26 protein-coding genes are annotated in these 25,741 nt (G+C 61.7%); 14 read left to right on the top strand and 12 right to left on the bottom strand.

The genetic code is table 11. The features are described from left to right. Window positions 1-138: 138 nt before the first annotated feature. The 3 genes from HNO86_RS23860 to HNO86_RS23850 all read right to left on the bottom strand — a co-directional run bounded on the left by HNO86_RS23860 (window position 139) and on the right by HNO86_RS23850 (window position 1,956). A complete protein-coding gene (locus tag HNO86_RS23860; protein ID WP_008052532.1) occupies window positions 139-735 on the bottom strand; it encodes a superoxide dismutase in 597 nt (198 codons plus the stop codon). A gap of 211 nt (window positions 736-946) precedes the next feature. Further along, a complete protein-coding gene (locus tag HNO86_RS23855) occupies window positions 947-1,549 on the bottom strand; it encodes a LysE/ArgO family amino acid transporter (protein WP_175379377.1) in 603 nt (200 codons plus the stop codon). A 5-nt stretch (window positions 1,550-1,554) separates the two neighbouring features. Beyond that, window positions 1,555-1,956, bottom strand: a complete 402-nt coding sequence (locus HNO86_RS23850) for an ACT domain-containing protein (RefSeq protein WP_175379376.1) — start codon at window positions 1,954-1,956, stop codon at window positions 1,555-1,557. Window positions 1,957-2,052: 96 nt separating this feature from the next. Here HNO86_RS23850 and HNO86_RS23845 point away from each other — a divergent pair, with 96 nt between their 5' ends. The 3 genes from HNO86_RS23845 (at window position 2,053) to HNO86_RS23835 (ending at window position 5,129) form a co-directional block, all read left to right on the top strand. Beyond that, window positions 2,053-2,952 carry a LysR family transcriptional regulator ArgP gene (locus tag HNO86_RS23845; protein WP_175379375.1) on the top strand — a complete coding sequence of 300 codons (900 nt, stop codon included), beginning with the start codon at window positions 2,053-2,055 and terminating at the stop codon, window positions 2,950-2,952. Between the two features lie 203 nt (window positions 2,953-3,155). Further along, window positions 3,156-4,148 (top strand): NAD(P)-dependent oxidoreductase, encoded by a 993-nt coding sequence (locus tag HNO86_RS23840; RefSeq protein ID WP_175379374.1) that lies wholly within the window; start codon window positions 3,156-3,158, stop codon window positions 4,146-4,148. A gap of 105 nt (window positions 4,149-4,253) precedes the next feature. Then, window positions 4,254-5,129 carry an ATPase gene (locus HNO86_RS23835; protein ID WP_175379382.1) on the top strand — a complete coding sequence of 292 codons (876 nt, stop codon included), beginning with the start codon at window positions 4,254-4,256 and terminating at the stop codon, window positions 5,127-5,129. A 122-nt stretch (window positions 5,130-5,251) separates the two neighbouring features. On the opposite strand, the gene HNO86_RS23830 is transcribed toward HNO86_RS23835, so the two are convergent. Beyond that, window positions 5,252-6,769, bottom strand: coding sequence for a DHA2 family efflux MFS transporter permease subunit (locus tag HNO86_RS23830; RefSeq protein WP_175379373.1), 1,518 nt, complete (start codon window positions 6,767-6,769; stop codon window positions 5,252-5,254). 79 nt (window positions 6,770-6,848) lie between these two features. Then, a complete protein-coding gene (pobA, locus tag HNO86_RS23825) occupies window positions 6,849-8,033 on the bottom strand; it encodes a 4-hydroxybenzoate 3-monooxygenase (RefSeq protein ID WP_175379381.1) in 1,185 nt (394 codons plus the stop codon). 190 nt (window positions 8,034-8,223) lie between these two features. On the opposite strand from pobA, the gene HNO86_RS23820 reads away from it, so the two are divergent. After that, a complete protein-coding gene (locus HNO86_RS23820; RefSeq protein WP_175379372.1) occupies window positions 8,224-9,120 on the top strand; it encodes a helix-turn-helix domain-containing protein in 897 nt (298 codons plus the stop codon). A 20-nt stretch (window positions 9,121-9,140) separates the two neighbouring features. Here HNO86_RS23820 and HNO86_RS23815 read toward each other — a convergent pair whose 3' ends face one another. Together HNO86_RS23815 and HNO86_RS23810 are read right to left on the bottom strand one after the other, a co-directional pair. Beyond that, window positions 9,141-9,317 carry a hypothetical protein gene (locus HNO86_RS23815; RefSeq protein WP_170948630.1) on the bottom strand — a complete coding sequence of 59 codons (177 nt, stop codon included), beginning with the start codon at window positions 9,315-9,317 and terminating at the stop codon, window positions 9,141-9,143. 137 nt (window positions 9,318-9,454) lie between these two features. Continuing rightward, a complete protein-coding gene (locus HNO86_RS23810) occupies window positions 9,455-10,360 on the bottom strand; it encodes a LysR family transcriptional regulator (RefSeq protein ID WP_218583531.1) in 906 nt (301 codons plus the stop codon). Window positions 10,361-10,473: 113 nt separating this feature from the next. On the opposite strand from HNO86_RS23810, the gene HNO86_RS23805 reads away from it, so the two are divergent. Beyond that, window positions 10,474-11,349: an MBL fold metallo-hydrolase gene (locus HNO86_RS23805; RefSeq protein WP_175379371.1), complete on the top strand. Its 876-nt coding sequence runs from the start codon at window positions 10,474-10,476 to the stop codon at window positions 11,347-11,349. A 152-nt stretch (window positions 11,350-11,501) separates the two neighbouring features. Then, a complete protein-coding gene (locus tag HNO86_RS23800; protein ID WP_175379370.1) occupies window positions 11,502-12,116 on the top strand; it encodes an NAD(P)-dependent oxidoreductase in 615 nt (204 codons plus the stop codon). Between the two features lie 133 nt (window positions 12,117-12,249). Here the strand turns inward: HNO86_RS23800 and HNO86_RS23795 are convergent, their stop codons facing one another. Continuing rightward, the gene (locus HNO86_RS23795) at window positions 12,250-13,131 is read right to left on the bottom strand and encodes a LysR substrate-binding domain-containing protein (protein ID WP_175379369.1); all 882 of its coding nucleotides are present in this window, start codon (window positions 13,129-13,131) and stop codon (window positions 12,250-12,252) included. A gap of 158 nt (window positions 13,132-13,289) precedes the next feature. On the opposite strand from HNO86_RS23795, the gene HNO86_RS23790 reads away from it, so the two are divergent. The 6 genes from HNO86_RS23790 (at window position 13,290) to HNO86_RS23765 (ending at window position 20,728) form a co-directional block, all read left to right on the top strand. Next, window positions 13,290-14,927, top strand: coding sequence for a 5-guanidino-2-oxopentanoate decarboxylase (locus HNO86_RS23790; RefSeq protein WP_175379368.1), 1,638 nt, complete (start codon window positions 13,290-13,292; stop codon window positions 14,925-14,927). Further along, window positions 14,924-16,372, top strand: a complete 1,449-nt coding sequence (locus HNO86_RS23785; protein ID WP_175379367.1) for an aldehyde dehydrogenase family protein — start codon at window positions 14,924-14,926, stop codon at window positions 16,370-16,372. The genes HNO86_RS23790 and HNO86_RS23785 overlap by 4 nt, the downstream gene beginning before the upstream one ends. Window positions 16,373-16,677: 305 nt before the next feature. After that, window positions 16,678-17,781, top strand: coding sequence for an ABC transporter substrate-binding protein (locus tag HNO86_RS23780; RefSeq protein WP_175379366.1), 1,104 nt, complete (start codon window positions 16,678-16,680; stop codon window positions 17,779-17,781). A 119-nt stretch (window positions 17,782-17,900) separates the two neighbouring features. Beyond that, the gene (locus HNO86_RS23775) at window positions 17,901-18,809 is read left to right on the top strand and encodes an ABC transporter permease (protein ID WP_175379365.1); all 909 of its coding nucleotides are present in this window, start codon (window positions 17,901-17,903) and stop codon (window positions 18,807-18,809) included. Further along, window positions 18,806-19,654, top strand: coding sequence for an ABC transporter permease (locus HNO86_RS23770; RefSeq protein WP_175379364.1), 849 nt, complete (start codon window positions 18,806-18,808; stop codon window positions 19,652-19,654). Before HNO86_RS23775 ends, HNO86_RS23770 begins: the two co-directional genes overlap by 4 nt. A gap of 18 nt (window positions 19,655-19,672) precedes the next feature. Further along, window positions 19,673-20,728 (top strand): ABC transporter ATP-binding protein, encoded by a 1,056-nt coding sequence (locus HNO86_RS23765; protein WP_175379363.1) that lies wholly within the window; start codon window positions 19,673-19,675, stop codon window positions 20,726-20,728. Window positions 20,729-20,853: 125 nt separating this feature from the next. Here the strand turns inward: HNO86_RS23765 and HNO86_RS23760 are convergent, their stop codons facing one another. Then, entirely contained in the window at window positions 20,854-21,783 is a 930-nt protein-coding gene (locus tag HNO86_RS23760; protein ID WP_175379362.1) for an AraC family transcriptional regulator, read from the bottom strand. A 335-nt stretch (window positions 21,784-22,118) separates the two neighbouring features. Between HNO86_RS23760 and HNO86_RS23755 the strand changes: the two genes are divergently transcribed. Together HNO86_RS23755 and HNO86_RS23750 are read left to right on the top strand one after the other, a co-directional pair. Further along, window positions 22,119-22,472 carry an antibiotic biosynthesis monooxygenase family protein gene (locus HNO86_RS23755; protein WP_175379361.1) on the top strand — a complete coding sequence of 118 codons (354 nt, stop codon included), beginning with the start codon at window positions 22,119-22,121 and terminating at the stop codon, window positions 22,470-22,472. Between the two features lie 41 nt (window positions 22,473-22,513). Further along, window positions 22,514-22,744 (top strand): hypothetical protein, encoded by a 231-nt coding sequence (locus HNO86_RS23750; protein WP_175379360.1) that lies wholly within the window; start codon window positions 22,514-22,516, stop codon window positions 22,742-22,744. On the opposite strand, the gene HNO86_RS23745 is transcribed toward HNO86_RS23750, so the two are convergent. The 3 genes from HNO86_RS23745 to HNO86_RS23735 form a co-directional block, all read right to left on the bottom strand. Further along, window positions 22,745-23,389, bottom strand: coding sequence for a flavin reductase family protein (locus HNO86_RS23745; RefSeq protein WP_175379359.1), 645 nt, complete (start codon window positions 23,387-23,389; stop codon window positions 22,745-22,747). 244 nt (window positions 23,390-23,633) lie between these two features. Further along, window positions 23,634-23,966 (bottom strand): hypothetical protein, encoded by a 333-nt coding sequence (locus tag HNO86_RS23740; RefSeq protein WP_175379358.1) that lies wholly within the window; start codon window positions 23,964-23,966, stop codon window positions 23,634-23,636. 322 nt (window positions 23,967-24,288) lie between these two features. Then, entirely contained in the window at window positions 24,289-25,608 is a 1,320-nt protein-coding gene (locus tag HNO86_RS23735; RefSeq protein WP_175379357.1) for an MFS transporter, read from the bottom strand. Between the last annotated feature and the right edge of the window lie 133 nt (window positions 25,609-25,741).

The following is a 25,741-nucleotide window of genomic DNA, read 5'->3' as shown; positions in this document are numbered from 1 at the left end:
CGGTCCCTCGCCAAGGCTCGGGATCCCTTCGCTCCGGCATTCATCCGGGGGCATCGCCTCCGGTTTGCTTCGCTGCACCTCACCAACCCAATAAAAAAACCCGGCATAAAAGCCGGGTTTTTCATCTGGCATTCAAGCTTAGGCAGTGAAGGTTTTGCCTTCGAACTGCTCAGCCACGAATTTCCAGTTAACCAGGTTCCAGAATGCTTCGACGTATTTTGGACGCAGGTTGCGGTAGTCGATGTAGTAGGCGTGTTCCCAGACGTCGCAGGTCAGCAGCGGGGTGTCGCCGTTGGTCAGCGGGTTGCCGGCGCCGATGGTGCTGGCCAGGCCCAGGGAGCCGTCAGCTTTCTTCACCAGCCAGCCCCAGCCGGAGCCGAAGGTGCCGATGGAGGTCTTGCTGAATTCTTCCTTGAACTTGTCGAAGGAACCGAAAGCGGCGTTGATGGCTTCAGCCAGTGCGCCGGTTGGTTGACCGCCGGCGTTTGGCGCCAGGCAGTTCCAGTAGAAAGTGTGGTTCCAGACCTGAGCGGCGTTGTTGAAGATACCACCCGAGGAAGTCTTGACGATTTCTTCCAGGGTCTTGCCTTCGAACTCGGTGCCTGGCACCAGGTTGTTCAGGTTCACGACGTAGGTGTTGTGGTGCTTGTCGTGGTGGAATTCCAGAGTTTCCTTGGAAATATGCGGCTGCAGTGCATCGTGAGCGTAAGGCAGTGGCGGCAATTCGAAAGCCATGGTGGATCTCCTAATCAGGTCAGGTGCGGTGAGCGCAAGGCCGATCACGGGCGGCCAGACTAGCGCCGGGGAGTTTTGTACTCTTTGCGGCGCAGGGTCGGATCATAGCACCGGGGGTGCGGCATAACCACGCAACAACTGTGTGGAATAGAGGTTCCAGAGCTGTTTGGAATAAAGAGCCGTTTTGGAATCAAGAGCGGTTTGGAATAAATCAGCCCGCCGTGATCAGCTGCAACGCGACCGCGAACATCATGACCGCCACCAACAGGTCGAGAATGCGCCAGGTGCTCGGCCGGGCCAGCCACGGTGCCAGCCACGCGGCGCCCAGTGCCAAGGTGAAGAACCACAGGAGCGAAGCACTGGCGGCGCCGACCACGTAAGCCCCGGGCACCGACTGTTGCGCCCCGAGAGAGCCGATCAGCAGCACCGTATCCAGATAGACATGCGGGTTGAGCAGGGTCACGGCCAGTGCACTGAGCATCACCGCCCGCAGGGACCGCACCGTCTGGTTTTCACCCTGTTGCAGGCTTTGCCTGGAAAAGGCCCGGCGCAACGCCTGGCTGCCGTACCAGATCAAAAACACCGCGCCCCCCCAACGGGCGACCGCCAGCAGGGTCGGATTCTGCGCTAGCACCGTGGCCAGGCCGAACACCCCGGCGGCCACCAGGATCGCATCGCACATCACGCACAGTGCCGCCACCGGCAAGTGATGTTCACGGCGCAGGCTTTGCGCCAGCACGAAGGCGTTCTGCGTACCGATCGCCATGATCAGGCCGAAGGCCACCAGGAGGCCGTTTACATAGCTTTGCCACATGATGATTACTCCGCGTTCGCTGCCAGGTTGCGCAGCACGTCCATGGCGCGTTCGGCGTCGGCCTGACCGACGAACAGATGATCGTGGTAGTAGCCGGCGATCACGTTGCAACTGATGCCGGCCTGGCCCAGCGCCGTGGCAAATGCGGCGGTCAGGCCCACGGCTTCGAGGGCCGAGTGCACATTCAGGGTGATCCAGGCCGCGACGTAGTCGAAGCTCAAGCCGGCCTGTTCTGCCTGCGAGCGTTCGAGAATGACCGTCAGGCCTTCCCGCTCGCGAAAGCTGCCGATGATTTCCAGACCCGCCGGCAACTGCCCGTCGCACAAGGTGCAGAACACGTATTCGCCGGCATTGAGTTGCGGGCTCATGCTGCGCAGCAGCGTTGCCAATGAAGTTTCGCCAGCCATGGGGGTGTTTCCTGTTCGAGAGTTCTTGCTGGCTATTCTCCGGTACAAGGCTGTATAAGAAAAACCAATACTGCTGATCGCTCATTAGGAAAACTGATGTTCGACTATAAATTGCTGTCCGCCTTGGCCGCCGTGGTCGAGCAGGCGGGTTTCGAACGGGCTGCGCAGGTGCTGGGGTTGTCGCAATCGGCGATATCCCAACGGATCAAATTGCTCGAAGCGCGGGTCGGGCAACCGGTGCTGGTGCGGGGCACGCCGCCGTCGCCGACGGAAATCGGCCGGCGTCTGCTCAACCATGTGCAGCAGGTGCGCCTGCTCGAACGGGATCTGCAAAGCCTGGTGCCGGCGCTGGATGAAGAGGGGCTGCCGGATCGCTTGCGCATCGCGCTGAACGCCGACAGCCTGGCGACCTGGTGGGCGCAAGCCATGGGCGACTTTTGCGCCGATCAGCATGTGTTGCTGGACCTGGTCGTGGAAGACCAGACCGTTGGCCTCAAACGCATGCGCGCCGGCGAAGTGGCCGCGTGCCTGTGTGCCAGCGAGCGCCCGGTGGCCGGCGCGCGCAGTGTATTGCTGGGGGCGATGCGTTACCGTGCACTGGCCAGCCCGGCCTTTATCGAGCGGCATTTCCCCGATGGCGTGCGGGCCGATCAGTTGGCGCGAACACCGGCAGTGGTTTACGGCCCGGATGATTTTCTACAGCATCGCTACCTGGCCTCCCTCGGCGTCGACGGCGGCTTCGAACACCATTTGTGTCCCTCGTCGGAAGGCTTTTTGCGCCTGGCCGAAGCCGGACTCGGCTGGGGTCTGGTGCCCGAATTGCAGGTTCGCGACCAGCTGAAAAGCGGCACCTTGCGCGAGCTTTTGCCAGATAAACCGATCGATGTGCCGCTGTACTGGCATCATTGGCGTAATGGCGGGCAGTTGCTCGGGTCACTCACCGATCAATTGCTGCGTGCGACGAAGCAATGGTTGGTGCCACTAGGGCAGCTTTAAGCCTCAAGCCTCATGCCTCAAGCTGCAAGTGAAGGCCTGCGCATATGTTCTAACTTGCAGCTTGAAGCTGAAAGCTTGCAGCTATTTCCTATTGGTGCCCTATGGGCAGCTGTGAGCGTCAAGCTGCAAGCGGCAAGTGAAGGCCTGCGCATCATTATTCAATCTGCAGCTTGTAGCTGTTTCCGTATTCCAAGGAATCGTCCATGAAAATTCTGGTCACCGGCGCAAGCGGCTTCATCGGCGGACGCTTTGCGCGTTTCGCCCTGGAGCAGGGGCTGGATGTGCGGGTCAACGGGCGCCGGGCCGAAGCGGTGGAGCATCTGGTGCGCCGTGGCGCCGATTTCGTTCAGGGCGACCTGAGCGATCCGCAATTCACCCGCGAGTTGTGTGCCGACGTCGAGGCCGTGGTGCATTGCGCAGGTGCCGTGGGGGTGTGGGGGCGTTATCAGGATTTCCACCAGAGCAATGTCGAGGTCACCGAAAACGTGGTCGAAGCCTGCCTGAAGCAGCGGGTCCGGCGGCTGGTGCATCTGTCCTCTCCGTCGATCTATTTCGACGGTCGCGACCATCTGGGCCTGACCGAAGAACAGGTGCCCAAGCGCTTCAAGCATCCCTATGCCGCGACCAAATACCTGGCCGAGCAGAAGGTCTTCGGTGCCCAGGAATTCGGACTGGAGACCCTCGCCCTGCGTCCGCGCTTCGTCACCGGCGCCGGCGACATGAGCATCTTTCCGCGCTTGCTGAAGATGCAGCGCAAAGGGCGTCTGTCGATCGTCGGCAACGGCCTGAACAAGGTCGATTTCACCAGCGTGCAAAACCTCAACGAAGCCTTGCTCAGCAGCCTGCTGGCCAGCGGCTCGGCCCTGGGCCGCGCCTACAACATCAGCAATGGCACGCCGATTCCGCTGTGGGACGTGGTCAATTACGTGATGCGCGCCATGGAGGTGCCGCAGGTCACGCGCTACCGCTCCTACGGCCTGGCCTACTCGGTTGCGGCGCTCAATGAAGGCGCCTGCAAGCTGTGGCCGGGGCGCCCGGAGCCGACGCTGTCGCGCCTGGGCATGCAGGTGATGAACAAAAATTTCACCCTCGACATCAGCCGCGCCCGGCATTATCTGGACTACGACCCGAAGGTCAGCCTGTGGACTGCCCTGGACGAGTTCTGCGCCTGGTGGAAAGCCCAGGCGCTCCGCTGATCGGCCCGACACTGAACCGACTTGGGGGTTGAGGGTCAATCGTTGCGGCGGTTGCGGGGTATACTCACATCACAACGCCATCACCGATTCATAAAGGTTGACTCAATAGCCATGCGTAATGATGCCAACGACGACTTCGATGTACCGAGCCTGCGTGCCGACAGCCTCGATGACGATGATGATTATCCGGTCACCGCACGCAATTCCGTGCACTCACGGCCGGCACCGGTCGTAAAGGCCAAGGGCGCGAGCACCGGGCCGCTGTGGGCGCTGGTCGGCGCTTTGTTCTTTGCCTTTGCGGGCCTGGCCTGGTGGAGCTTTCAACAGATTTCGCTGATGGAGCAGCAACTGGTCGCGACCCAGGAAAGTTTCGCGCGGATCAGCGAGGAAGCGGCGGGGCGCTTGCAGGACATTTCCGGCAAGGTGGTCGCCAGCCAGACCAACGTCACCACCGACAGCGAAGCGTTCAAGCTGCAGATCAAACAGCTGGAAACCCGACTGCGCGATCAGGGTCAGCAGCAACAGGGTGTGGCCGGTCAGGCTTCGGATCTGGACAAGCGACTGGCGCAGATGAGCGCGCAGACCGGTGAGCTGGACAAGCGCCTGGCCCAGGCTGCCGCGCAGAACGCCGAGCAGCAGGCCGCCAACGCGCAATTGCAGGCTCAGCTCAAAACCGTGACCAGCGAACTGACCGCACTGAAAAATGCCCCGGCGGAGACCGATAAATTCGATGCCCAGCTCAAGAGCCTTGGCGCGGATATCACGGCTTTGAAAAAGCAGGGTAATCCGAGCGCGGCCATCGAGCGCCTGGAGCAGGAAATCGTGGTGCTCAAGAGCGAGCAGGACAACCGCCCGGCGACGCCTCAGGGTTCGACCAACACAGCGGAGTTCGATGCTTTCCGCGGCCAGGTGACCCGCAACATCAACACCCTTCAGGCACAGATTCAGAATCTGCAGCAGCAGCTGCGCGCCCGGCAGTAGGCTGACCTGCTATCAATCGCTTTCGCGAGCAAGCCCGCTCCCACCTTCGACTGCGTTTGCATGTAAGAACGCGGTCAAATGTGGGAGCGGGCTTGCTCGCGAATGCAGGCGACTCGTTTTAACTATCGAACCTTGTCTTCTCGCCCCCGCAACACCCTGTTCGGCATCGCCACCGCCGCCGCCAACCCCAGCAACGCCACCCCGGCACTGACCATCAGCAAATGCCGGAAAGTCAGCAGCAGTTCACCGCGCAAGGCATCCTGCGCATCCCCTGGCGCCGCGTTCAGGCCGTCCAGCAGGACATTGCCCGAGTGCCCTTCGCCGACCAGCGCCGAGCCGGTCAGGTGGGCGAAGCTCGAATCCTGCAACAGCGCCAGCAACAGCGCCGACATCAGCGCCACGCCCACCGCGCCGCCCAGGGAGCGGAACAGGTTGGTGGTGCTGGTCGCGACACCGATGTCCCGTTGATCCACGGAATTCTGCGCACCCACCAGCGATGTCGGGAATTGCATGCCCGAGGCAATACCACTGAGCAACATGAACAGGCTGCTCAACAACAGGGCCTGGGGCGGGCTGAAGGCCATGCCGAGGATCGACAGCGGCATCAGCAGGGCGCCCGTGAGAATCTGCGGCTTATAGCGACCGGTGACCGATGTGCGACGGCCGGCGAAATACGCACCGATCGGCAAGCCCATCGCCAGCGGCAGCAGATGCAGCGCGGCACTGTCGGCACCGGCGCCGGTCACGCTCTGAAAGCGCAACGGCATCAGCACCGTGAGGGAAATCGCCTGGAAACTGGTGATGAAAATCGTGCACCAGCACAGCAGTGCATTGCTGTTGGCGAACAGGTGCATGGGCAGCAACGGCTCCCGGGCGTGGCGCTCGTGCCAGACGAACAGCGCCAGCACCACCACCGCACAGGCAAACAGACCCAACACTTCACGGCTGGCCCATGAATACCCCTGGCCGACCTCGGTGATCCCCAGCAACAGTGCCGTCAGGCCAACGATCATCAGCAAGGTGCCAAGGTAATCGATGATCGGTTTGCGCTGGGGAATCGGCAGGCCCACCAGGTTGCGCCGAGCCACCCAATAGGCGCCGAGCCCCAGCGGCAGGTTGATCAGGAACACCCAGCGCCATGACAGGTACTCGGTCATGTAACCGCCCAGAACCGGACCGGCCACGCTGGCCGCCGCGTACATGCTGCTGAAATATCCCTGATAGCGACCGCGTTCCCGCGGCGGCACGATATCGCCGATGATCGCCTGGCTGACGGAAATCATCCCGCCGGCGCCGATGCCCTGGAAAATCCGCGCCAGCACCAGCTGTTCCATGCTCTGGGCCATGCCGCAGAACAGCGAGGCGAGGGTGAACAGGCCCATGCCGAACAGCATCAACTTGCGCCGCCCGTACAGGTCGCCCAACTTGCCGTAGATCGGCACCGCCACCGTCATCGCCACCATGTAGCCGGAAATCACCCAGGCCAGCAGGCTGACATCCTTGAACTGCGCGGAAATGGCCGGCATCGACACGGCGACGATGGTCTGGTCCAGGGCGCCGAGGAAAATCGCCATCATCAGTGCGATCAACACACTGCGGATGGCGGGCTTGGGCGTTTCGGGGTGGTTAAGATTGGTCACGGGAGAACCTGCGGGCAGTGAAAGTCCCGCACGGGGCACGGGCGAGCGGGGATGCTCGCCAGTGTAAGTCGGTAGCAGGCTATTCGATAGCCTCATAAGGAAGCCCGACGTAATTTTCTGCAATAGTTTTTCGACCGGCTTCGGAGTCGATGAAGTAATCCAGTTCCGACTCGGCGATGCGCTGGCTGAAGGCATCGTGCTCGTCGAAGCGGTGCAACATCGAGGTCATCCACCAGGAAAACCGCTCGGCCTTCCACACTCGGCGCAGGCAGATATGCGAGTACTTTTCCAGCAGATCGACGCGATCTTCGCGGTAAACCTTCAGCAGGATATTGAACAGCGTGCTGACATCGCTCGCCGCCAGGTTCAGGCCCTTGGCGCCGGTGGGCGGAACGATGTGCGCGGCATCGCCAACCAGGAACATGCGCCCGTACTGCATGGGCTCGACCACGAAACTGCGCAACGGCGCGATGCTTTTTTCGATGGACGGTCCGGTCACCAGATTGTCCGCCAGCGGTTGCGGCAGGCGGGTCTTGAGTTCCTCCCAGAAGCGCTGATCGGACCAGTCTTCGGCCTTCTCCTCGGCAGGGACCTGCAGGTAGTAACGGGTGCGCGTGGCCGAACGCATGCTGCACAGGGCGAAACCCCGTTCGTGGCGGGCGTAGACCAGTTCGTCGTGGACCGGCGGTGTGTCAGCCAGAATCCCCAGCCAGCCAAACGGGTAGACCCGCTCGAAGACTTTCAGGCACTCGGCGGGAATCGACTGTCGCGCCACGCCGTGGAAACCGTCGCAGCCGGCGATGTAGTCACAGTCCAGGCGATACAGCTCGCCATCCTGCTCGAAGGTCACGAAAGGTTCTTCGGTTTTCATGCCATGGGGCACGACGTTGGCGGCCTGGTAAATCGTCGTCGCGCCGGCCTCCCGACGAGCGGCCATCAGGTCGCGGGTGACTTCGGTCTGACCGTAGATCATCACGGTCCTGCCGTCGGTGAGTGCTTGCAGATCGATGTGTACGCGACGACCATCGAGGGCCAGTTCGAAGCCGCCGTGGACCAGTCCTTCGGCGTCCATGCGCTGGCTCACACCGGCCTGGCGCAACAGCTCTACCATGCCTTGTTCGAGGACCCCGGCACGGATGCGACCGAGTACATATTCGGGTGTCTGGCGTTCGAGGATCAGGGTGTCGATGCCGGCGTTGTGCAGTAACTGACCGAGCAGAAGACCGGATGGACCGGCGCCGATAATGGCAACTTGGGTTTTCAGCGTTTTCATTATTTTTATGTCTCGCAAGCTTTACACGACCTGGGTCGGTGAGTGTTTTTTGTGGACCGAGTGCTTGCATTTTTCACTTGCGAGTCTGTCAATTGAAGGTGAAAACTGAGCCGATACCTGTACATTCTGCCAATCGGTGCGATTATCGCCCGTCATCAACTCCGAGGCCTGGATTGAAGTGATGAACAAGCCTGACCTGCCTTCGATTCCAGTGTTCAAGCTCTACGGTGAAAGCCTGGATTGGCCGACCCCGGACTTGCTGCACTGTGAAACCATCTCCAAACGCAGCCGCGAACATCAATGGGAAATCAAACCCCACCGCCACGCCGATTTGTGCCAGTTGCTCTTCGTATTCAAAGGTCAGGCAGAGCTTGAAATCGAAGGCAAACGTACGCAACTGACGCAACCGGCGATCCAGATCCTGCCACCGCTGTCGGTGCACGGATTCCGTTTTTCAGAGGACGTCGAAGGTTTCGTGGTGACCCTGGCCGCGCCCCTGATCACCCATCTGCAGGCGCAACTGGGGCATTCGGTGAATGCGCTGGCCCACGCCGAGAGCTACCCGGCAGGGCAGGACGCCGACTACCTCAACAGCCTGTTCGCCGCCCTGCAAACCGAGTACACCAGCCACCAGCCGGCGCGGGACATGCTCATGCATTCGCTGGTCAGCGTGATCATGGTCTGGGTCAGCCGCCAGGTGATCCAGCGCCATAACGCCAGCCAACGACCGCAGCGGGCGAGGGAATACCTCAACGGGTTCATTCAGCTGGTGGAAGAGACTTACCGGCAGCACGTCAAGGTCGAGGACCTGGCCCATCGCCTGGGCATTTCCGTGTCGCACCTCAATGGCACGTGTCGCGAACTGGCGGGGCAGCCGGCGTTGCAGATCATGCACGAGCGGCAATTGCTGGAGGCCAAGCGCCTGCTGACCTACACCAGCATGACGATCTATGAAATGTCCGACCTGTTGGGCTTTTCCGATCCGACCAACTTCACGCGCCTGTTCCGGCGTCGGGTCGGCATCTCGCCCAAAGCGTTTCGCGACCGCTTGAAGGCCGATCAGGACAACCCCAGCTGAACCGATCTTCGAAAGATCGTTCAGCGCAGGGCGTTGAGGGTGGCGTTGTGGGGAATGCAACGCTCGAAATTGCAGCTGGCGTAGTCACGGGGCAGGTTGCGCAACTGCTCGACGCGCCAGGCTGCCGCGCCATAAAGCCCGAGCGTGACCGCACAGGTGATGAAAATGGCGAGGTACCTTCTTGTTCTGATGTTCATGGCGTAGACCTCTGAACGAATACCCTTGGGTATTACCTTGAGCATAGAACAAGATCAAAAGATCGCAGCCTGCGGCAGCTCCTACAGGGGAACGCGTCCCCTTGTAGGAGCTGCCGCAGGCTGCGATCTTTTGCTTTTCAAAGCCCGATATCCCACGCAGGTTTCTCGGGAAACCGCTGCACCAGAAAATCCACCAGGCTGCGCAACGCCGCCGGCATGTGCTTGCGTGAGGCATACACCGCGTACACTTGCATCTGTCGCGGCTCGGCCCCAGGCAGCAGGCGCACCAGCTCACCGCTGTGGATATGCAACCCGGCCTGATAAGTGGGCAGCATCGCCACGCCGGCCCCGGCGATCGCCGCGCGCAGCAGGGTGCTGGCTTCATTGGCGCTGATGTTCCCTTGCACCGGTACCGAGACCGGTTCGCCCTCCTGTTCGAAATGCCACAGGCTCTTGCCGAAATAGGAGTGCGTCAGGCAGTTGTGCCGGCTCAGGTCCTCGACCCTCTGCGGCGCCGGGTGTTCGCGCAGGTAGGCGGGGGAGGCGCAGATCACCGAACGACAGACGGTCAGGCGCCTAGCGATCAGGTTGGGGTCCAGATCGCTGCTGGTGCGAATCGCCAGGTCGATGCGCTCGTCCACCAGGTTCACCGTGCGATCGAGCATCTGCAAATCAATGCTGACGCCGGGGTAGCGCTTGACGTAGGCCGCCACGGCGTCGGCCAGTTGCGCCTGGCCGAACGAGGTGCTGACGCTGATGCGCAGCAGGCCGCGCGGTGCGTCGTCGGGCTCGCTGACGGCAGCCTGCAAGTCGTTGCACAGCTCGAGCATTTGCCGGCACCGGGGCAGGGTTTCACTGCCCGCGGCGGTCAGGCTCAGCTTGCGAGTGGTGCGGTGCATCAGCCGCGCGCCGACCCAATCCTCCAGTTCCGCCAGATAGCGTGAAACCACCGGCCGAGACAGTTCCAGGTGATCAGCAGCAGCCGACTGGCTACCCAGATCCATCACCGTGACGAACACCCGCATTGCTTGTAGACGATCCATGATTTGCCCGATTTCAGAAACAAACTGTGTCCCAGCATCGCATTTTTTGTACTGAGTCAGGCAACTAAGCTCTGTCACATCGCCAAACACGGCATTCGGAAACGGTACAACTAATGATCGGCTTCACCTCTCTCAAACGCATTCTGCTGACCACCGCCCTCGGCTTCGCCACCCACGCCAGCGCATCGACACTGACGCTGGATGTCTACAACCCCGGCGAAAAGGCGATCTTCCCGGTGACCTCGGTGCTGGTCAGCGGTGAAAAAGACGCGATCCTGGTGGACGCGCAATTCGGCAAATCCCAAGCCGAGCAAGTGGTGGAGAAAATCCGCGCCAGCGGCAAGCAACTGACCACCATCTACATCAGCCACGGTGACCCGGATTACTACTTCGGGCTCGACACGCTGACCGCTGCATTTCCCAAGGCCAAGGTGCTCGCTTCGCAGCCGACAGTCGATCACATCAAGCAGACCGTGGCCGGCAAACTCGCGTTCTGGGGGCCGAAGCTGGGTGCCGATGCGCCGGCCAAAACCATCGTGCCTGAGGTGCTCAAGGGCGACAGCCTGATGCTTGAAGGGCAGAAACTGCAGGTCGTCGGCTTGGACGGCAAACAACCTGATCGCAGTTTTGTATGGATTCCGTCGATCAAGGCCGTGGTCGGTGGCGTGGTCGTGGCCGAAAACATTCACGTATGGATGGCCGACACCCAGACGCCCCAGTCCCATGCCGATTGGTTGGCTACGCTGCACGCTATCGAAACCCTGAAACCGAAAACCATCGTGCCCGGCCATTACCTTGGCGAGAGTGAGCGATCCCTGGCTGCCGTGCAGTTCACTGCCGACTACATCAAGGCCTTCGACGAAGAAACCGCCAAGGCCAAGGACTCCACTGCGATGATCGCCGCGATGAAAAAACGCTTCCCGACCCTAGGCGAAGAAAGCTCCCTGGAGCTGAGCGCCAAAGTCGCCAAGGGCGAGATGAAGTGGTGACCCACTAAAAACTCGTACCCCTGTAGGAGCTGCCGAAGGCTGCGATCTTTTGATCTTCCTTTGAACAACCAACGTCAAAAGATCGCAGCCTTCGGCAGCTCCTACAAAAAGCAGTCTTGCAGCAAGACCTATCAAGCCAACTGGAGAACGTCATGAGCAAAATCGCAATCATCGGTGCCACCGGTCGTGCCGGCAGCCAACTGTTGGAAGAGGCCCTGCGTCGCGGTCATAGCGTCACCGCCATCGCCCGCGATCCTTCGAAAATCGGCCAGCGTGTAGGCGTGGTCAGCAAGGCGGTCGATGCTTTGGATGGCGCGGCGTTGCAGGCGGCAATCGCCGGGCATGACGTGGTCATCAGTGCGGCGCATTTCGCGACATTGCCGGCCAGCGCCGTCATCGGGCCGGTGAAGGCGGCCGGGGTCAAGCGCCTGCTGGTGGTGGGTGGTGCCGGTTCGCTGTTGCTGCCCGACGGCACCCGGGTGATCGACAGCGCAGGCTTCCCCGCGGAGTACAAGGCAGAGGCTGGCGCGGGTGCCGAGTTCCTTGCACAACTGCGTCAGGAACAGGATCTGGACTGGACCTTCCTGTCGCCGTCGGTGGAGTTTGTCGAAGGCGAGCGCACCGGTTCGTTCCGCATCGGCAAGGATGATTTGCTGGTGAGCGGGGAAGGGCGCAGCTGGATCACGTTTGCCGATTATGCGATTGCGATACTGGATGAAATCGAAGCGCCGAAGCATTCAAAACTACGGTTCACAGTCGGTTACTGAGTACCCGGATCACCTGTGGGAGCGAGCTTGCTCGCGATAGCGGTCCTTCATTGAACATTGAAGTCGACTGACACATCGCCATCGCGAGCAAGCTCGCTCCCACAGGGGGTATTAACACCCGGATTTTTGCGGTTCACCGGCTCTGCGCCTGCTCCACCAACCACCCCATCAATTCCCGCAACTTCGGCGAAGGCGCGGGTTTTTCCGGGAAGACCAGGTAGTACGCCAACCCGGTCTTCACCTTCAACTCGAAGGGCATGACCAGCCGTCCGGCACTCAGGTCATCGCCGATCAGCGACCAGTCGCCAATCGCCACGCCGGTGCCCTGGGACGCCATCGACATGGCCAGGTCCAGGGTTTCGAAATGCTGGCCCTTGCTGACGTTGGTCAGGTGCACATCCGCCGCCTTGAGCCAGGCCTTCCAGTCCCGTTCATCGCGGGTGGGGTGCAGCAGCAGGTGTTGTTGCAGGTCCGTCGGTGTCTGTAACGCGATCGATCCTTCGAGCATCGGCCGCGAGCACACCGGTGTCAGTTGCTCATCGAACAGCAGTTGCGACTCCAGTGCGCTGTCGGGCGGGGCGCCATACATCACCGCCGCATCGAATTGCTCGCGATGAAAATCGACACCGTGCTTGACCGTGGTGGTCAATTCCACCGGCACGTCCGGCCTCTCCTTTTGCCATTGCAGCAAGCGCGGCAGCAGCCAACGCATGACGCAGGTCGGGGCCTTGAGTTGCAGGGTTTCGCGCTTCTCGCCGACCTGTTCCACGGCCTCGTCGATCAGGCCGAAAATCTGCTGCACCCGCGGCAGCCAATCCTTGCCTTCGGCGGTCAGGTCCAGTCCACGGGCCTGACGAACGAACAATTCATAACCGAGAAAGTCTTCCAGCCCGGCGATCTGTCGGCTCACTGCGCCCTGGGTGATATGCAGCTGTTCGGCGGCCCGGGTGAAATTGCAGCACTGCGCGGTAATCAGGAAGGTGTGCAGCGCCGGCAGGGGAGGCAGTCGTTTCATTGGGATCCAAGGTATGACGTGAGGACATGGCTAGTATGACTTTTTATCCATTGTTAGGGCTACGTGTCGCCCGTTCAATGAGGCCATCCCTGGACCTGCGAATTCATCATAAACACAGCGCAGGCCCGGCGTCTCAAACGAACAAGAAGGGCATACAGATGGCGACGTGCGGCGAAGTATTGGTCAAGTTACTCGAAGGTTACGGAGTCGAGCAGGTGTTCGGCATTCCGGGTGTGCATACCGTCGAGCTGTACCGCGGGCTGGCCCGTTCGAGCATCAACCACGTCACCCCGCGTCACGAGCAGGGCGCCGGCTTCATGGCCGACGGCTACGCCCGTACCAGCGGCAAGCCAGGTGTGTGCTTCATCATCACCGGTCCCGGCATGACCAACATCACCACGGCGATGGGCCAGGCCTACGCTGACTCGATTCCGATGCTGGTGATCTCCAGCGTGCAGACGCGCAATCAGCTGGGCGGCGGTCGCGGCAAGTTGCATGAACTGCCGAACCAGAGCGCACTGTGTGCCGGTGTCGCAGCCTTCTCTCACACCCTGATGTCAGCCTCGGAACTGCCAGGCGTTCTGGCCCGCGCCTTCGCCCTGTTCCAGGCCGGTCGTCCGCGCCCGGTGCACATCGAGATTCCACTGGACGTGCTGGTGGAAGAAGCCGACGACCTGCTGGCCAGCCTGCCGGTCAACATCGACCGCGCCGGTGCCGCGCCATCCGCCGTGAGCCGCATGACCGAGCTGCTGGCCGGCGCCCAGCGTCCGCTGATTCTGGCTGGTGGCGGTGCCATCGATGCCGCCGCCGAGCTGACCGAACTGGCCGAACTGCTGGACGCCCCGGTGGCCCTGACCATCAATGCCAAGGGCATGCTCGAATCCGCTCACCCGCTGCTGATCGGCTCCACCCAGAGCCTGGTGGCGACCCGTGCGCTGGTGGCCGAAGCCGACGTGGTCCTGGCCATCGGCACCGAGCTGGCCGAGACCGATTACGACGTGACCTTCGCCGGTGGTTTCGAGATTCCCGGCAAGCTGCTGCGCATCGACATCGACCCGGACCAGACCGTGCGCAACTACCCGCCGCACGTGGCCCTGGTCGCCGATTCGCGCAACGCCGCCCAGGCCTTGCTCAGCGCCTTGTCGCACAAATCCCTGGCCGAGCGCCGCAACGATTGGGGCCAGGTACGCGCCGCCCGTCTGCGTGAAGAGCTGGCCGCCAACTGGGATGCGCCGACCCTGGCCCAGACCCGTTTCCTGGAAACCGTCCTGCACGAATTGCCGGACGCAGTCTTTGTCGGCGATTCGACTCAACCGGTGTACACCGGCAACCTGACCTTCAACCCGGAGCGTCCGCGTCGCTGGTTCAACTCGTCCACCGGCTACGGCACCCTGGGTTACGCCTTGCCGGCGGCGATCGGCGCCTGGCTCGGTGGCAGCGTTGAAAACGGCGCGCGTCCACCGGTGGTCTGCCTGATCGGTGACGGCGGCCTGCAATTCACCCTGCCGGAACTGGCCAGCGCCGTCGAAGCGCGCACCCCGGTGATCGTCCTGCTGTGGAATAACCAGGGCTACGAAGAGATCAAGAAATACATGGTCAACCGCGCCATCGAGCCGGTGGGCGTCGACATCTACACCCCGGACTTCATCGGTGTGGCCAAGGCCCTGGGCTGTGCGGCCGAAGCCGTCGGCAACGTCGACACGTTGCGCGGCGCCCTGCGTGCCGCCACCGATCGCCAGGGCCCGACCCTGATCGAAATCGACCAGGCGACCTGGACCCAGGCGGTGTCGAAATGAGTTTTCCGACCACGCTGGATGGCCTGTACATCGACGGCAAATGGTCCGCTGGCAGCGAACACCTGCGGGTGATCAACCCGGCCACCGAAGCGCTGTTGACCACCGTCGTCGGCGGTGATGAACACGCGGTCGAGCAGGCCGTCAGCGCGGCGACCCGGGCTTTCGCCGGCTGGTCGAAAACCAGCGGTGCCGAGCGCGGCGCGATCCTGCGCAAGATCGCCGCGGGCGTTGCGGCCAATCGCGAACAGTTGATGCACCTGCAGTCGTGCAACAACGGCAAGCCGCAATTCGAAGCGGCCATCGACGTCGATGACGTGATCGCCACCTTCGAGTACTACGCAGGTCTGGCCGAAGGGCTGGATGCGAAACAGGACAGCAACGTCGAACTGCCCAGCGATGACTTCAGCGCCCGCCTGCGCCGCGAGCCCTGCGGTGTGGTCGGCCTGATCGTGCCGTGGAATTTCCCGATGGTCACCACCGCCTGGAAACTCGCCCCGGCCCTCGCCGCCGGCTGCTGCGTGGTGCTCAAACCGTCGGAAGTGACGCCGCTGCCGGAACTGGAACTGGCAACGATCATCGCGCAAGCCGGCTTGCCGGCCGGTGTCTTCAACCTGGTCTGCGGCACTGGTCTGGCCGTGGGCGCGCCGCTGTCGGCGGACCCGCGCCTGGCCAAGATTTCCTTCACCGGCAGCAATGCGGTGGGCGTGCAGGTCATGCAGCGCGCAGCGGAATCGGTCAAGGGCGTGAGCCTGGAACTGGGCGGCAAATCCTCGCTGCTGGTGCTGGCCGATGCCGACATCGAACTGGCGGTGGAAGTGGCCTGCGGTGGCGGTTTCTTCAACGCCGGGCAGATGTGTTCCGCCACCAGCCGTGTGCTGGTTGCCGATGAGCTGGCCGATGAATTCATGACCCGTCTGAAAGCCCGCGCCGAAGCCATTCGCGTGGCCGACCCGTTCGATCCGAACGTGGAGATGGGCGCGCTGGTGAACCAGGCGCAGTACCAGCGCGTGCTCGGTCACATCGATCGCGGCCTGAGTGCCGGCGCGAAACTGGTGTGCGGCGGCAACCGTCCCGTGGATCTGCCGCGCGGCTATTTCCTGCAGCCGACGGTCTTCACCGACGTGCCTCTGGACAGTGCGCTGTGGTGTGAAGAGATCTTCGGCCCGGTGATTTGCGTGCGCCGTTTCAGCTCCGAAGCCGAGGCGATTGCCCTGGCCAACGACAGCCAGTTCGGTCTGGTCGCCAGTGTGGTCAGCGGCAATGCAGAGACGGCCGATCGCGTCGCCAACGCCTTGCAGGCGGGCCTGGTGTGGATCAACGCACCGCAGGTGATCTTCCCGCAGACCGCCTGGGGTGGTTACAAGCAAAGCAGCATCGGCCGCGAATTGGGGCCGTGGGGCTTGCAGGCGTTCCAGGAGATCAAGCACGTGGTGCGCGCCGTCTGACGGCGCCTCTCACTACTTCAACCTGTGGGAGCGAGCCTGCTCGCGACGGACGTCAACGATGACGCTGGGTGCCTGACACCCCGTGGTGTTCTCAGGTTCATCGCGAGCAGGCTCGCTCCCACAGGTATGCACTGTAGTCATGGCTCCAATGAGTTTTTATCGATAGTCAGGTGTTTTGCACGACCTCAGGATGAACCCGTCGGCTCAGCCAAAACCCCCATGAACAGGGGCCGAAAAGGCTGACCCGACGCACAGATGCACGGTTGCTACCAGTCTCATACTTACAAAAATAATGGGAGTCCGTAATGGGCGAGCACGATCTGAACAGACGTCAATTCATCAAAACCGTAGGCGTCGCCTCGGTTGCCGCGGCCGCCATGAGCATGCCGTTCATCAAGGCCAGCGCCAGCGATACCCGCTTTGCCGGCAAGACCCTGCGTTTGCTGACCTGGTCCGATGACACGGGCCTGGCCGCACTGCGCAACATCGCCGCGACCTTCGAAGACAAGTATGGCTGCAAGGTCGTAGCCGACCGCACCGGCAGTACCTCGGAAATGGTCGCCAAACTCAAGGCCGGCGGTGATCGTCCGCAGTACGACATCATCACCCTGGCCGGTGTCGGCGCCGAAGGTCTGGCCGCCGCCAACCTGCTGGAAAAGCCTGACCTCAACCGCATTCCCAACCTGGTCGACGTTCCGGAGAAGTACCGCACCGGCGCCAATGGCCACGGTATCGGTTACCTGCTCTGGTGCAACAGCCTGGTCTACAGCACCCGCACCATCAAGGAAGCGCCGGACAGCTACGCCGCCCTGTGGGACGCCGAGCTTTCGCCGAACATCTTCCTGCCGCCGCCGAACTGGACCGAGGCCATGGACCTGATCATCATCGCCGCCAAGCTGGCCGGTGGTGACGAGCACAACATCGAGCCGGGCTTCAAGAAGCTCGCCGAGCTCAAGGACCGCGTGGTCACCCTGGGCGAAAACCCGAACCAGATCGCCGAGCTGTTCCGCACCGGTTCGCTGGACATGGGCGGCCTGTACGCACCGGCCTTCTTCCCCAAACAGATTCGCGACCCGAACTACGGCCTGGGCGCCACTTTCGGCATGAAGGAAGGTTTCTACACCGACCTGATGCTCTCGGTGATGCCGAAGAACCGTCCGGGCGACACCGATCTGGCCTATGCCTTCATCAACCACTCCCTGGATCCGCTGGTGCAGGGCAAGATGGCTGAAGACATCTTCAACGGCCCGGTCAACGCCAAGGCGATCATCTCCGCCGAAGCGCGCAAGAGCCCGTACATCCTCACGCCTGAACAGATCTCCGAGAAGGCGATCATGCATGACAACGCCTTCCTGGCGACCGTGCATGACCAATGGATTCGTCGTTACACGGAAATCTTTTCTTCCTGATCCGCGTTAGGCGTCGGGCCTGAATAGCCCCCTGCAGGAGCAGCCTTCGGCAGCTCCTGCAGGGATCGGGGATTCAGGGACTCCTTCGCCAATGATTGTCCATTGACGAGACCCTTGCTATGGAACACCAACCTCTGACCCATCCGGTGAGTGCCGCCCCCGTGCGCGCCGATCGCGGTGTTTCGCCGACGGCCCGTGCCTGGTTTTTCCTCACGCCGTCGATGCTGTTTCTGGGTGTGCTGATTGCCGCGAGCCTTCTGGTACTGCGCATGAGCGTGGGCACCAAGGGCGCGGAATGGTCCGGGTTCAGCCTGGCCAGCTACGCCCAATTGCTCGAACCCTATTACCTCAAGTCCCTGCTGCTGACCCTGCGTCTGGCCGCGATCAGTGCGGTGATCGCCGTGGCGCTGGCCATTCCGGTGGCCTACACCATGTCGCGCCTGACCTCGCCCTTCGTGCGCCGGGTTTTCCTGGCGGCGGTGCTGCTGCCGCTGCTGGTCAACCTGTTGCTGCAAAGCTACGGCTGGCTGGTGATTCTCGGCCCGGGCGGGATGCTCAACCAGGCGCTGATGGGCCTGGGCCTGATCAAGCGCCCGATCATGCTGCTGTACAACCAGAACGGCGTATTGATGGGCCTGGTGCAGACCGCTTTCCCGCTGGCCGTGTTGCCGATTGCCAGCGCCATGCGCGGCGTCGCCCGCAGTTACGAAGAAGCGGCCGCCACCCTCGGCGCCAGTCGCCTGCAGGTGTTTCGCCAGGTGGTGTTGCCCATGAGCCTGCCGGGGATCATCACCGGCGCGACCCTGGTGTTCGCCTACAACGCCAGCAGTTTCGTGGTGCCGCTGCTGCTCGGTGGCCGTCGCGTGCCGATGCTGGCGGTGATGGTGCATGACCAGATCGCCCCGCTGATGAACTGGCCCGCCGCGTCCGCCGCCGGTGTGGTGCTGATCGTCACCACCCTGGTGATCATGACGCTGTCCGAATACATCACTGGCCGTCGTCGGCGCATGCTGGAGGCTTCGCAATGAGTACCCTGATCAAAAAGCGCCAGTCGCTGCTGCCGGGCGAGACCGGAAAGTTCGCCGGGAGCCTCTCGGGCGTCATCCTGTTTCTGGCGGTGCTGCCGATCCTGACCATGATCGTCATGTCGTTCAGCGGCTCGGCCAACCTCGACTTTCCGCCCACCAGCTACAGCCTGCAGTGGTACAAGGCGGCCTGGCATACCTTCGTCTCGCCGGACGCCAGCGATGTGCTGAGCCTCGGCCAAGCCATGGCCACCAGCCTGCTGGTGTCGTGCCTGACCATGATCTTCGCCACGCTGATCGCGGTGCCGGCGGCCTACGCGCTGACCCGTTGCGAGTTCCGCGGCAAGGCCGTGGCGCTGCAACTGATGTCGCTGCCACTGGTGTTCCCGATGGTGGTGCTGGGCCTGGCCCTGCTGCTGGTGTTCGACAGCCTGCCGTTCCACATGACCACCTCGCGCCTGGTGATCGCCCACGTGATTCTCGCCTTGCCCTTCGTGGTGAAGAACTGCACGGCAGCCATGCTCTCCATCGGTACTGAAGTGGAAGAGGCCGCGCAAATGCTTGGTGCCTCTCCCATGCGGGCGATTGTCGATGTGGTGGTGCCGTTGATGAAGTCGGGGATTCTGGCGGGCATGCTGCTGGCGTTCATCGTCTCGTTCAACGAATTCACCGTGACCTATTTCCTCTACACCATCGACGTGATGACCGTGCCGATCTGGATGTACAGCCGCACCGTGTCGTCCCTGGACCCCACCGTATTTTCGTTTGCCGTGCTGATCGTGCTGATCGACTTCGTCCTGATCTGGGCGCTGGAGAAGCTGGTTGGTGAAGGTGGCGTTTCGTTCTGATTTCTTGAGGTAGTTCTTATGTCTGGTCTGATTCTGGAAAACGTCGAGAAACATTACGGCTCGGCCTGCGCGGTAAAGGATGTGAACCTGCATTTGCCCGAGGGCAAGCTGGTGTGTTTCCTCGGGCCTTCGGGCTGTGGCAAGACCACTCTGCTGCGGATGATCGCCGGGCTCGAATCCCTGACCGGCGGCGAGATCCGCCTGGACGGCGAAGACATCGGCCACACCCCGGCGCACCTGCGCAATTTCGGCATGGTCTTTCAATCCCTGGCGTTGTTCCCGCACATGACGGTGGGGGAGAACATCGCCTATCCGCTGAAGCTGCGCGGCGTCAGCAAGGCTGATCAGCACAAGCGGGTGGTGGAGTTGCTGGAGCTGATCCAGCTCAAGCCGATGATCGATCGTCCGGTGGCCAAGCTGTCCGGCGGCCAACGCCAGCGCGTGGCGATTGCCCGGGCGATTGCCTCGCACCCGAAAATTCTCCTGCTCGACGAGCCGCTGTCGGCGCTGGACGCCAAGCTGCGCGAATCGATGCAGGTGGAAATCCGTCAGCTGCAACAACGCCTGAACATCACCACCATCATGGTGACCCACGATCAGCGCGAGGCCATGACCATGGCCGATATCGTGGTGGTGCTGGGTGAGCATCGGGTGCAACAGGTGGGTACGCCGATCGAGATCTACCGGCACCCGGCCAACGAATTCGTCGCCGACTTCATCGGCTCCGGCAACATCTTCCCGGCCACGGCGCTGGGCGACGGCAAGGTCAGCCTGCCGGGCGGCGACGCTCTGCAGGTGCCGATCTGCAGCAGCATTGTGGTGGGGGAGAAGGTGAAGATGCTGATTCGCCCCGAAGACCTGCAACTGTCGGCGCCGCAGGCGTCGGCGGGTAATCGTCTGCTGGGCAAGGTGACGTTCGTGCGCGATATCGGCGCGACCATCGAGACCACGGTGGAGTGTTCCGGGGTGACCTTCACTGCGCTGAGCACGCCGAATCAAGGGATCGGGTTGAACATCGGGCATCCGGTGTCGGTGACCTTGCCGGCTGAGGCTTGTCGGGTGCTGGGGGCGTAATGCTCACCACCTCCCCCTGTAGGAGCGAGGCTTGCCCGCGAAAGCGTCATATCGGCCAGCATCAATGTTGAATCCGAAATAGCCTTCGCGGGCAAGCCTCGCTCCTGCAAGGGGGAGGCAATCCGTTAGACGGACAACCGCAACCGCGCCAAATCCCGCAACGGCGGCGCACCGAACAACCGGCTGTACTCCCGGCTGAACTGCGACGGGCTCTCATACCCGACGCGATACCCCGCCGCCGAAGCCTCCAGCCCTTCGGCCAGCATCAGCCGCCGCGCCTCCTGCAAGCGCAGCTGCTTCTGATACTGCAACGGACTCATCGCCGTCATTGCCTTGAAGCGGTGATGCAGGGTCGACACGCTCAGGTTCACTTCCCTGGCCAGATCATCGATGCGCAACGGCTGCTCGAAGTTGCCGTTGAGCCATTTGATCGCCTGGCTGATGCGGTGGCTTTGGCTGTTGGCAATGGCGATTTCGTACAGCCGATGACCCTGGGGACTGCGCAGCAGGCGATAGAGAATTTCCCGGCGAATCAGCGGCGCGAGCATGGCGATGTCTTTCGGTGTGTCGAGTAATCGTGCCAGGCGCAGCACCGCATCGAGCATCGCGCTGTCCAGGCGTTCCACGTACAGCCCGCGTCCGGTTGGCCGCGCCGGGACGCCCATGGGCCCGGCGTCGGCGATCAGCGCGGTGATTTCCGTAGGGTCGATGTCCAGGCGAACCGCGAGGATCGGTTCTGCGGCCGTGACATTGACCACACGCCCGCTGAGCGGCATCGACACCGACACCACCAGGTAATTGAGCGGATCGTAATTGAAGTACTCGTCCGCCAGCCGCACCTCCTTGCGGCCCTGGGCCATGATGCACAGCGCGGGTTGGGCGAGCACCGGGGCGAATTCGTGGTTCTGGCTGTGGCGCGACATGAACAGCGAATCGATGGCGGTGGCATAACTGCCATCTTCGCCGGTGGTGCGCCGGATGATCGCCGCCAGTTCCGCGCGCTGCTTTTCCATCTCTGCATCCGCGGGGGCTTGAAACTGATCGAATGAAGACATGCCAGGCATCCTCGTTAACGCATCGGTAATGGGCCGAGCATAAGTTTGTGCAAGCGAGAGCGGTAGACACATCCTGCATCATGCTTGCCTGATTCTGCACGGGCTTGTGAATCGGCCCGGACATGGCAGGACGTAGAGGGCGAAACTTGCTTGAAACTCGTGTGACGGAACCGTGACCGGGTTTTACATATTTTTACAGGTTGCCACGGCTCTTTCGCAGGATCGTGCAACGCAGCGGCAGGAATCGACTAACGACGCGGGCGCGGCACCCCTTAACCTTTGATCCTGTCGCAGCCCGTCCCAGGCTGCCACGCCACTCCCCGGGAGGATTGAACATGTCGAAACAGATCCCCGTCAGTCATATGGCTTTTGTCCGGGCACGCGCCGGGCGTTCGCAAGAGCTGGGTGTGCGCCTGAGCGCGCTGATCGAGCCGTCCCGCGCGGCCTCGGGCTGCCTGAGTTTCGCCCTGCAGCATTCGCAAGGCGATCCGGACCTGTGGCTGGTGTCCGGCTTCTGGGCCAATCAACAGGCCATGACCGCGTATTTCAGCACCCCGGCCATGGAGGTGTTTGCCGAGCTGGTGCAGGACCTGGTGGTCAACAGCCTGGATTTCCACACCTTCAAGGAAGTGTCGGAGGCCCAGGCCCTGCGTCAATCCGCAGCGGCGGTACACAAACTGGCGGGTTGAGGGTTTAATGGCGGCTTTCTCAATCAGCCAGGATGTATGACATGGCACGCAAAGCCTTTGAACACTTCGAAGCCGTATCGGCTGTAGTCCCCCGCGAAGGCGGGTATTACGCGGCAATCGCCACCAAAGCCATCGACGGCTCCGGTGCGCCTCGTTTCAACAAGCTGCTGGAAGAGCAGACCTTCAAGACCGCCATGGACGCCGACGAAGCGGCGGCCCGGGAGCTCGCCAATCTCAAGGATGTCAGCGAAGACGGCGAGTTGATCTGGTAGCTATTTGGCAGACTGGGGGTTCTTCGCCCCCGGGCGATACATCTTGAACAACGCCTCGGGCCCCAGCTGGAAGTAATCCGCCGGCCCGCCGCCGCGCAGAATCGGTTCTGCCGCGGCGGTGTCGTAGACCCCGTCCTTCAATAGCCATTTGGCGATATGCACGGCGACCACTTCGCCGAGGATCAGCCAGCTCGGCACCACGTTTGCGTCCGCGCGCTGCAACTGAATGATCTGCGTGACCTTGCACTCGAAGGACACCGGGGTTTCGGCCACCCGTGGCACCGAGATGATTTTCGAGGCCACCGGGGTCAAGCCCGACAGCTCGAACTCGTCGACCTCGGGACCGACGTTGGCACAGCTCTGGTTCATCTGCTCGGCCAGCGGCCGGGTCGCCAGGTTCCAGGCGAATTCGCCGGTCTGTTCGATGTTGTTCAGGCTGTCTTTGCGACCGATGCTGGAAAAACCAATGATCGGCGGAATGTAGTTGAAGGCGTTGAAGAAGCTGTAAGGCGCCAGGTTCAACCGGCCCTCGGCATCCTGTGAAGAGATCCAGCCAATGGGGCGAGGGCCGACGATCGCGTTGAACGGATCGTGAGGCAGGCCGTGGCCGTTGGCGGGTTCGTAGAAGTGGATGTCGTCGGGCATGGGGCAATCCTGGAGTTCACAAGTCGCCCATGGTGCAAGGCCGCACGACATTTTTCCAGCCAATCCCATTTCCTGCAGGAGCTGCCGCAGGCTGCGATCTTTTGATCCTGCTTTTGAAAGTCAAAAGATCGCAGCCTCGTTGCACTCGGCAGCTCCTACAGATTGGGTGTTGTACCGTTTTTTGCTGCCCCCCGGAAACGACCAAGCCCGGCCGAAGCCGGGCTTTGCTGTCACGCTGGGTGAATCAGCTGATGGACGCACCACCTGTGCGGTCATAACCATCTTCGGCAACGGTAGCGCCATTGGTGCGGTCGTAACCATCTTCGGCAACGGTAGCGCCGTTGGTGCGGTCGTAACCGTCTTCGGCAACGGTGGCGCCGTTGGTGCGGTCGTAACCGTCTTCGGCAACGGTGGCGGAACCGGTGCGATCGTAGCCGTCAGCAGCAACAGTGGCAGAACCGGTGCGGTCATAGCCATCCGCTGCAACGGCGGAGCCAGTGCGGTCGAAACCGTCGGCGGCGAAGGTGTTGGCGGCGAGTACGGACAGGGCGATGGCGAGGAACAGTTTGGTTTTCATTTTCATTTCTCCAGATTCTTTGGCGTTTTGTGTCTTGGGCATGGGTTTCATGCTACGCCAATTAAACTGATTAAAAAGCGCAAAATAATGGTAGTAACGATCGATTAATTAGATGTTAAAGCCGTCGGCCTTTTTCGCTTTCAGGCATCGAGTGAGCGAAGGGCAATTAATCGATCAGGCAGGATCAAGGATGGAGGGCGGGCATTAACTCGTGATTAATCTGCCTTCCATGGGGATGAAGGAATTTTCATACAAGCATTCCAGACACGAAAAAGGGGCAGACCCCCGACGGTCTGCCCCTTTTGGTGAAGCGCGGCTGGACTTAGTCCGTAACGATCCGCGAATGCTTCTGGGTGTCCTTCATGGTGACGTACACCAGCAACGAAATGGCGATACAGCCGGTGACGTACCAGTAGTAGCCGGTTTCCATGCCGATGCTCTTGAACCACAGGGCGATGTATTCAGCGGTACCGCCGAAGATCGATACGGTCAGTGCGTACGGCAGGCCGACGCCCAGGGCGCGGATTTCGGTCGGGAACAGTTCGGCTTTGACCACCGCGTTGATCGAGGTGTAGCCGCTGACGATGATCAGCGCGGCCATGATCAGGAAGAACGCGCCCCACCAGGTCTGGATGGTGTGCAGAGTCATCAGGATCGGCACGGTGAAGATCGTCCCGAGCACGCCGAAGGCGATCAGGATCGGGCGACGTCCGATCTTGTCCGACAGGCCGCCGATGATCGGTTGCAGGCACATGAACAGGAACAGCGTGGCGGCGGAAATGGTGGTGGAGTCGGAAATGCTCATGCCGACGGTGTTCACCAGGTACTTCTGCATGTAGGTGGTGTAGGTGTAGAACGCCAGCGTACCGCCCATGGTCAGGCCGACCACGGTCAGCAGTTCCTTCGGATGGCGCAGCAAGGTGCGCATCGCGCTTTCCTTGGCTTTGTCTTTCTTCACGAACGATTCGGTTTCTTCCATGCCGCGACGCAGATAGAGCGCGACTACGGCACACAGTGCGCCGATGGCGAATGGAATGCGCCAGCCCCAGGCGTACAGCTCTTCGGTGGTCAGAACCTGTTGCAGGATGATCAGCACCGCCAGCGCGATGAGCTGACCGGAAATCAGGGTCACGTACTGGAAGCTGGAGTAGAAGCCGCGACGCTCCTTGGTCGCCATCTCGCTCAGGTAAGTGGCGGAGGTGCCGTATTCGCCACCCACCGACAGGCCTTGCAGCAGACGGGCGAACACCAGCAGGATCGGCGCGCCGATACCGATGGTTTCGTAACCCGGGCTCAGGGCGATCAGCAGGGAGCCGAAGCACATCAGGTACACCGAGGCCATCAGTGCACGTTTGCGACCGGCACGGTCGGCGTACAGGCCCATCAGCCAGCCACCGATCGGACGCATCAAAAAGCCCACGGCGAAAATCGCAGCGGTGTTCATCAGCTGTGCGGTTGAAGAACCGGCAGGGAAAAAGGTCTTGGCAAAGTACAGCGAGAAGGCGGCATAGACGTACCAGTCATACCACTCGACCATGTTGCCGACGGAACCGCTGAAGATGGATTTGATACGGCTGGAGGTGGTGCGTTCTTTTGCCGGCACGGCGGCCGACCCACGGGGCAGGGTATTGGAGTTATCCATCTAAGGATCCTTCATCTAATTGTTTTTGCGGAGCGTTATGAAACGCAGCCTGCGGGGGCTATAGCAGGAGCTGTGCCAAACCGGAGAGGGCCGGTTTAGAGGGGGTAAGCCGCTTTGGTGAGCGGAAATCCGC

The organism is Pseudomonas sp. C1C7, assembly GCF_013359595.1.
Taxonomy (GTDB): domain Bacteria; phylum Pseudomonadota; class Gammaproteobacteria; order Pseudomonadales; family Pseudomonadaceae; genus Aquipseudomonas.
The sequence above is the reverse complement of the archived record's forward strand: the minus strand, read 5'-3'. Positions and strand labels throughout refer to the sequence as shown.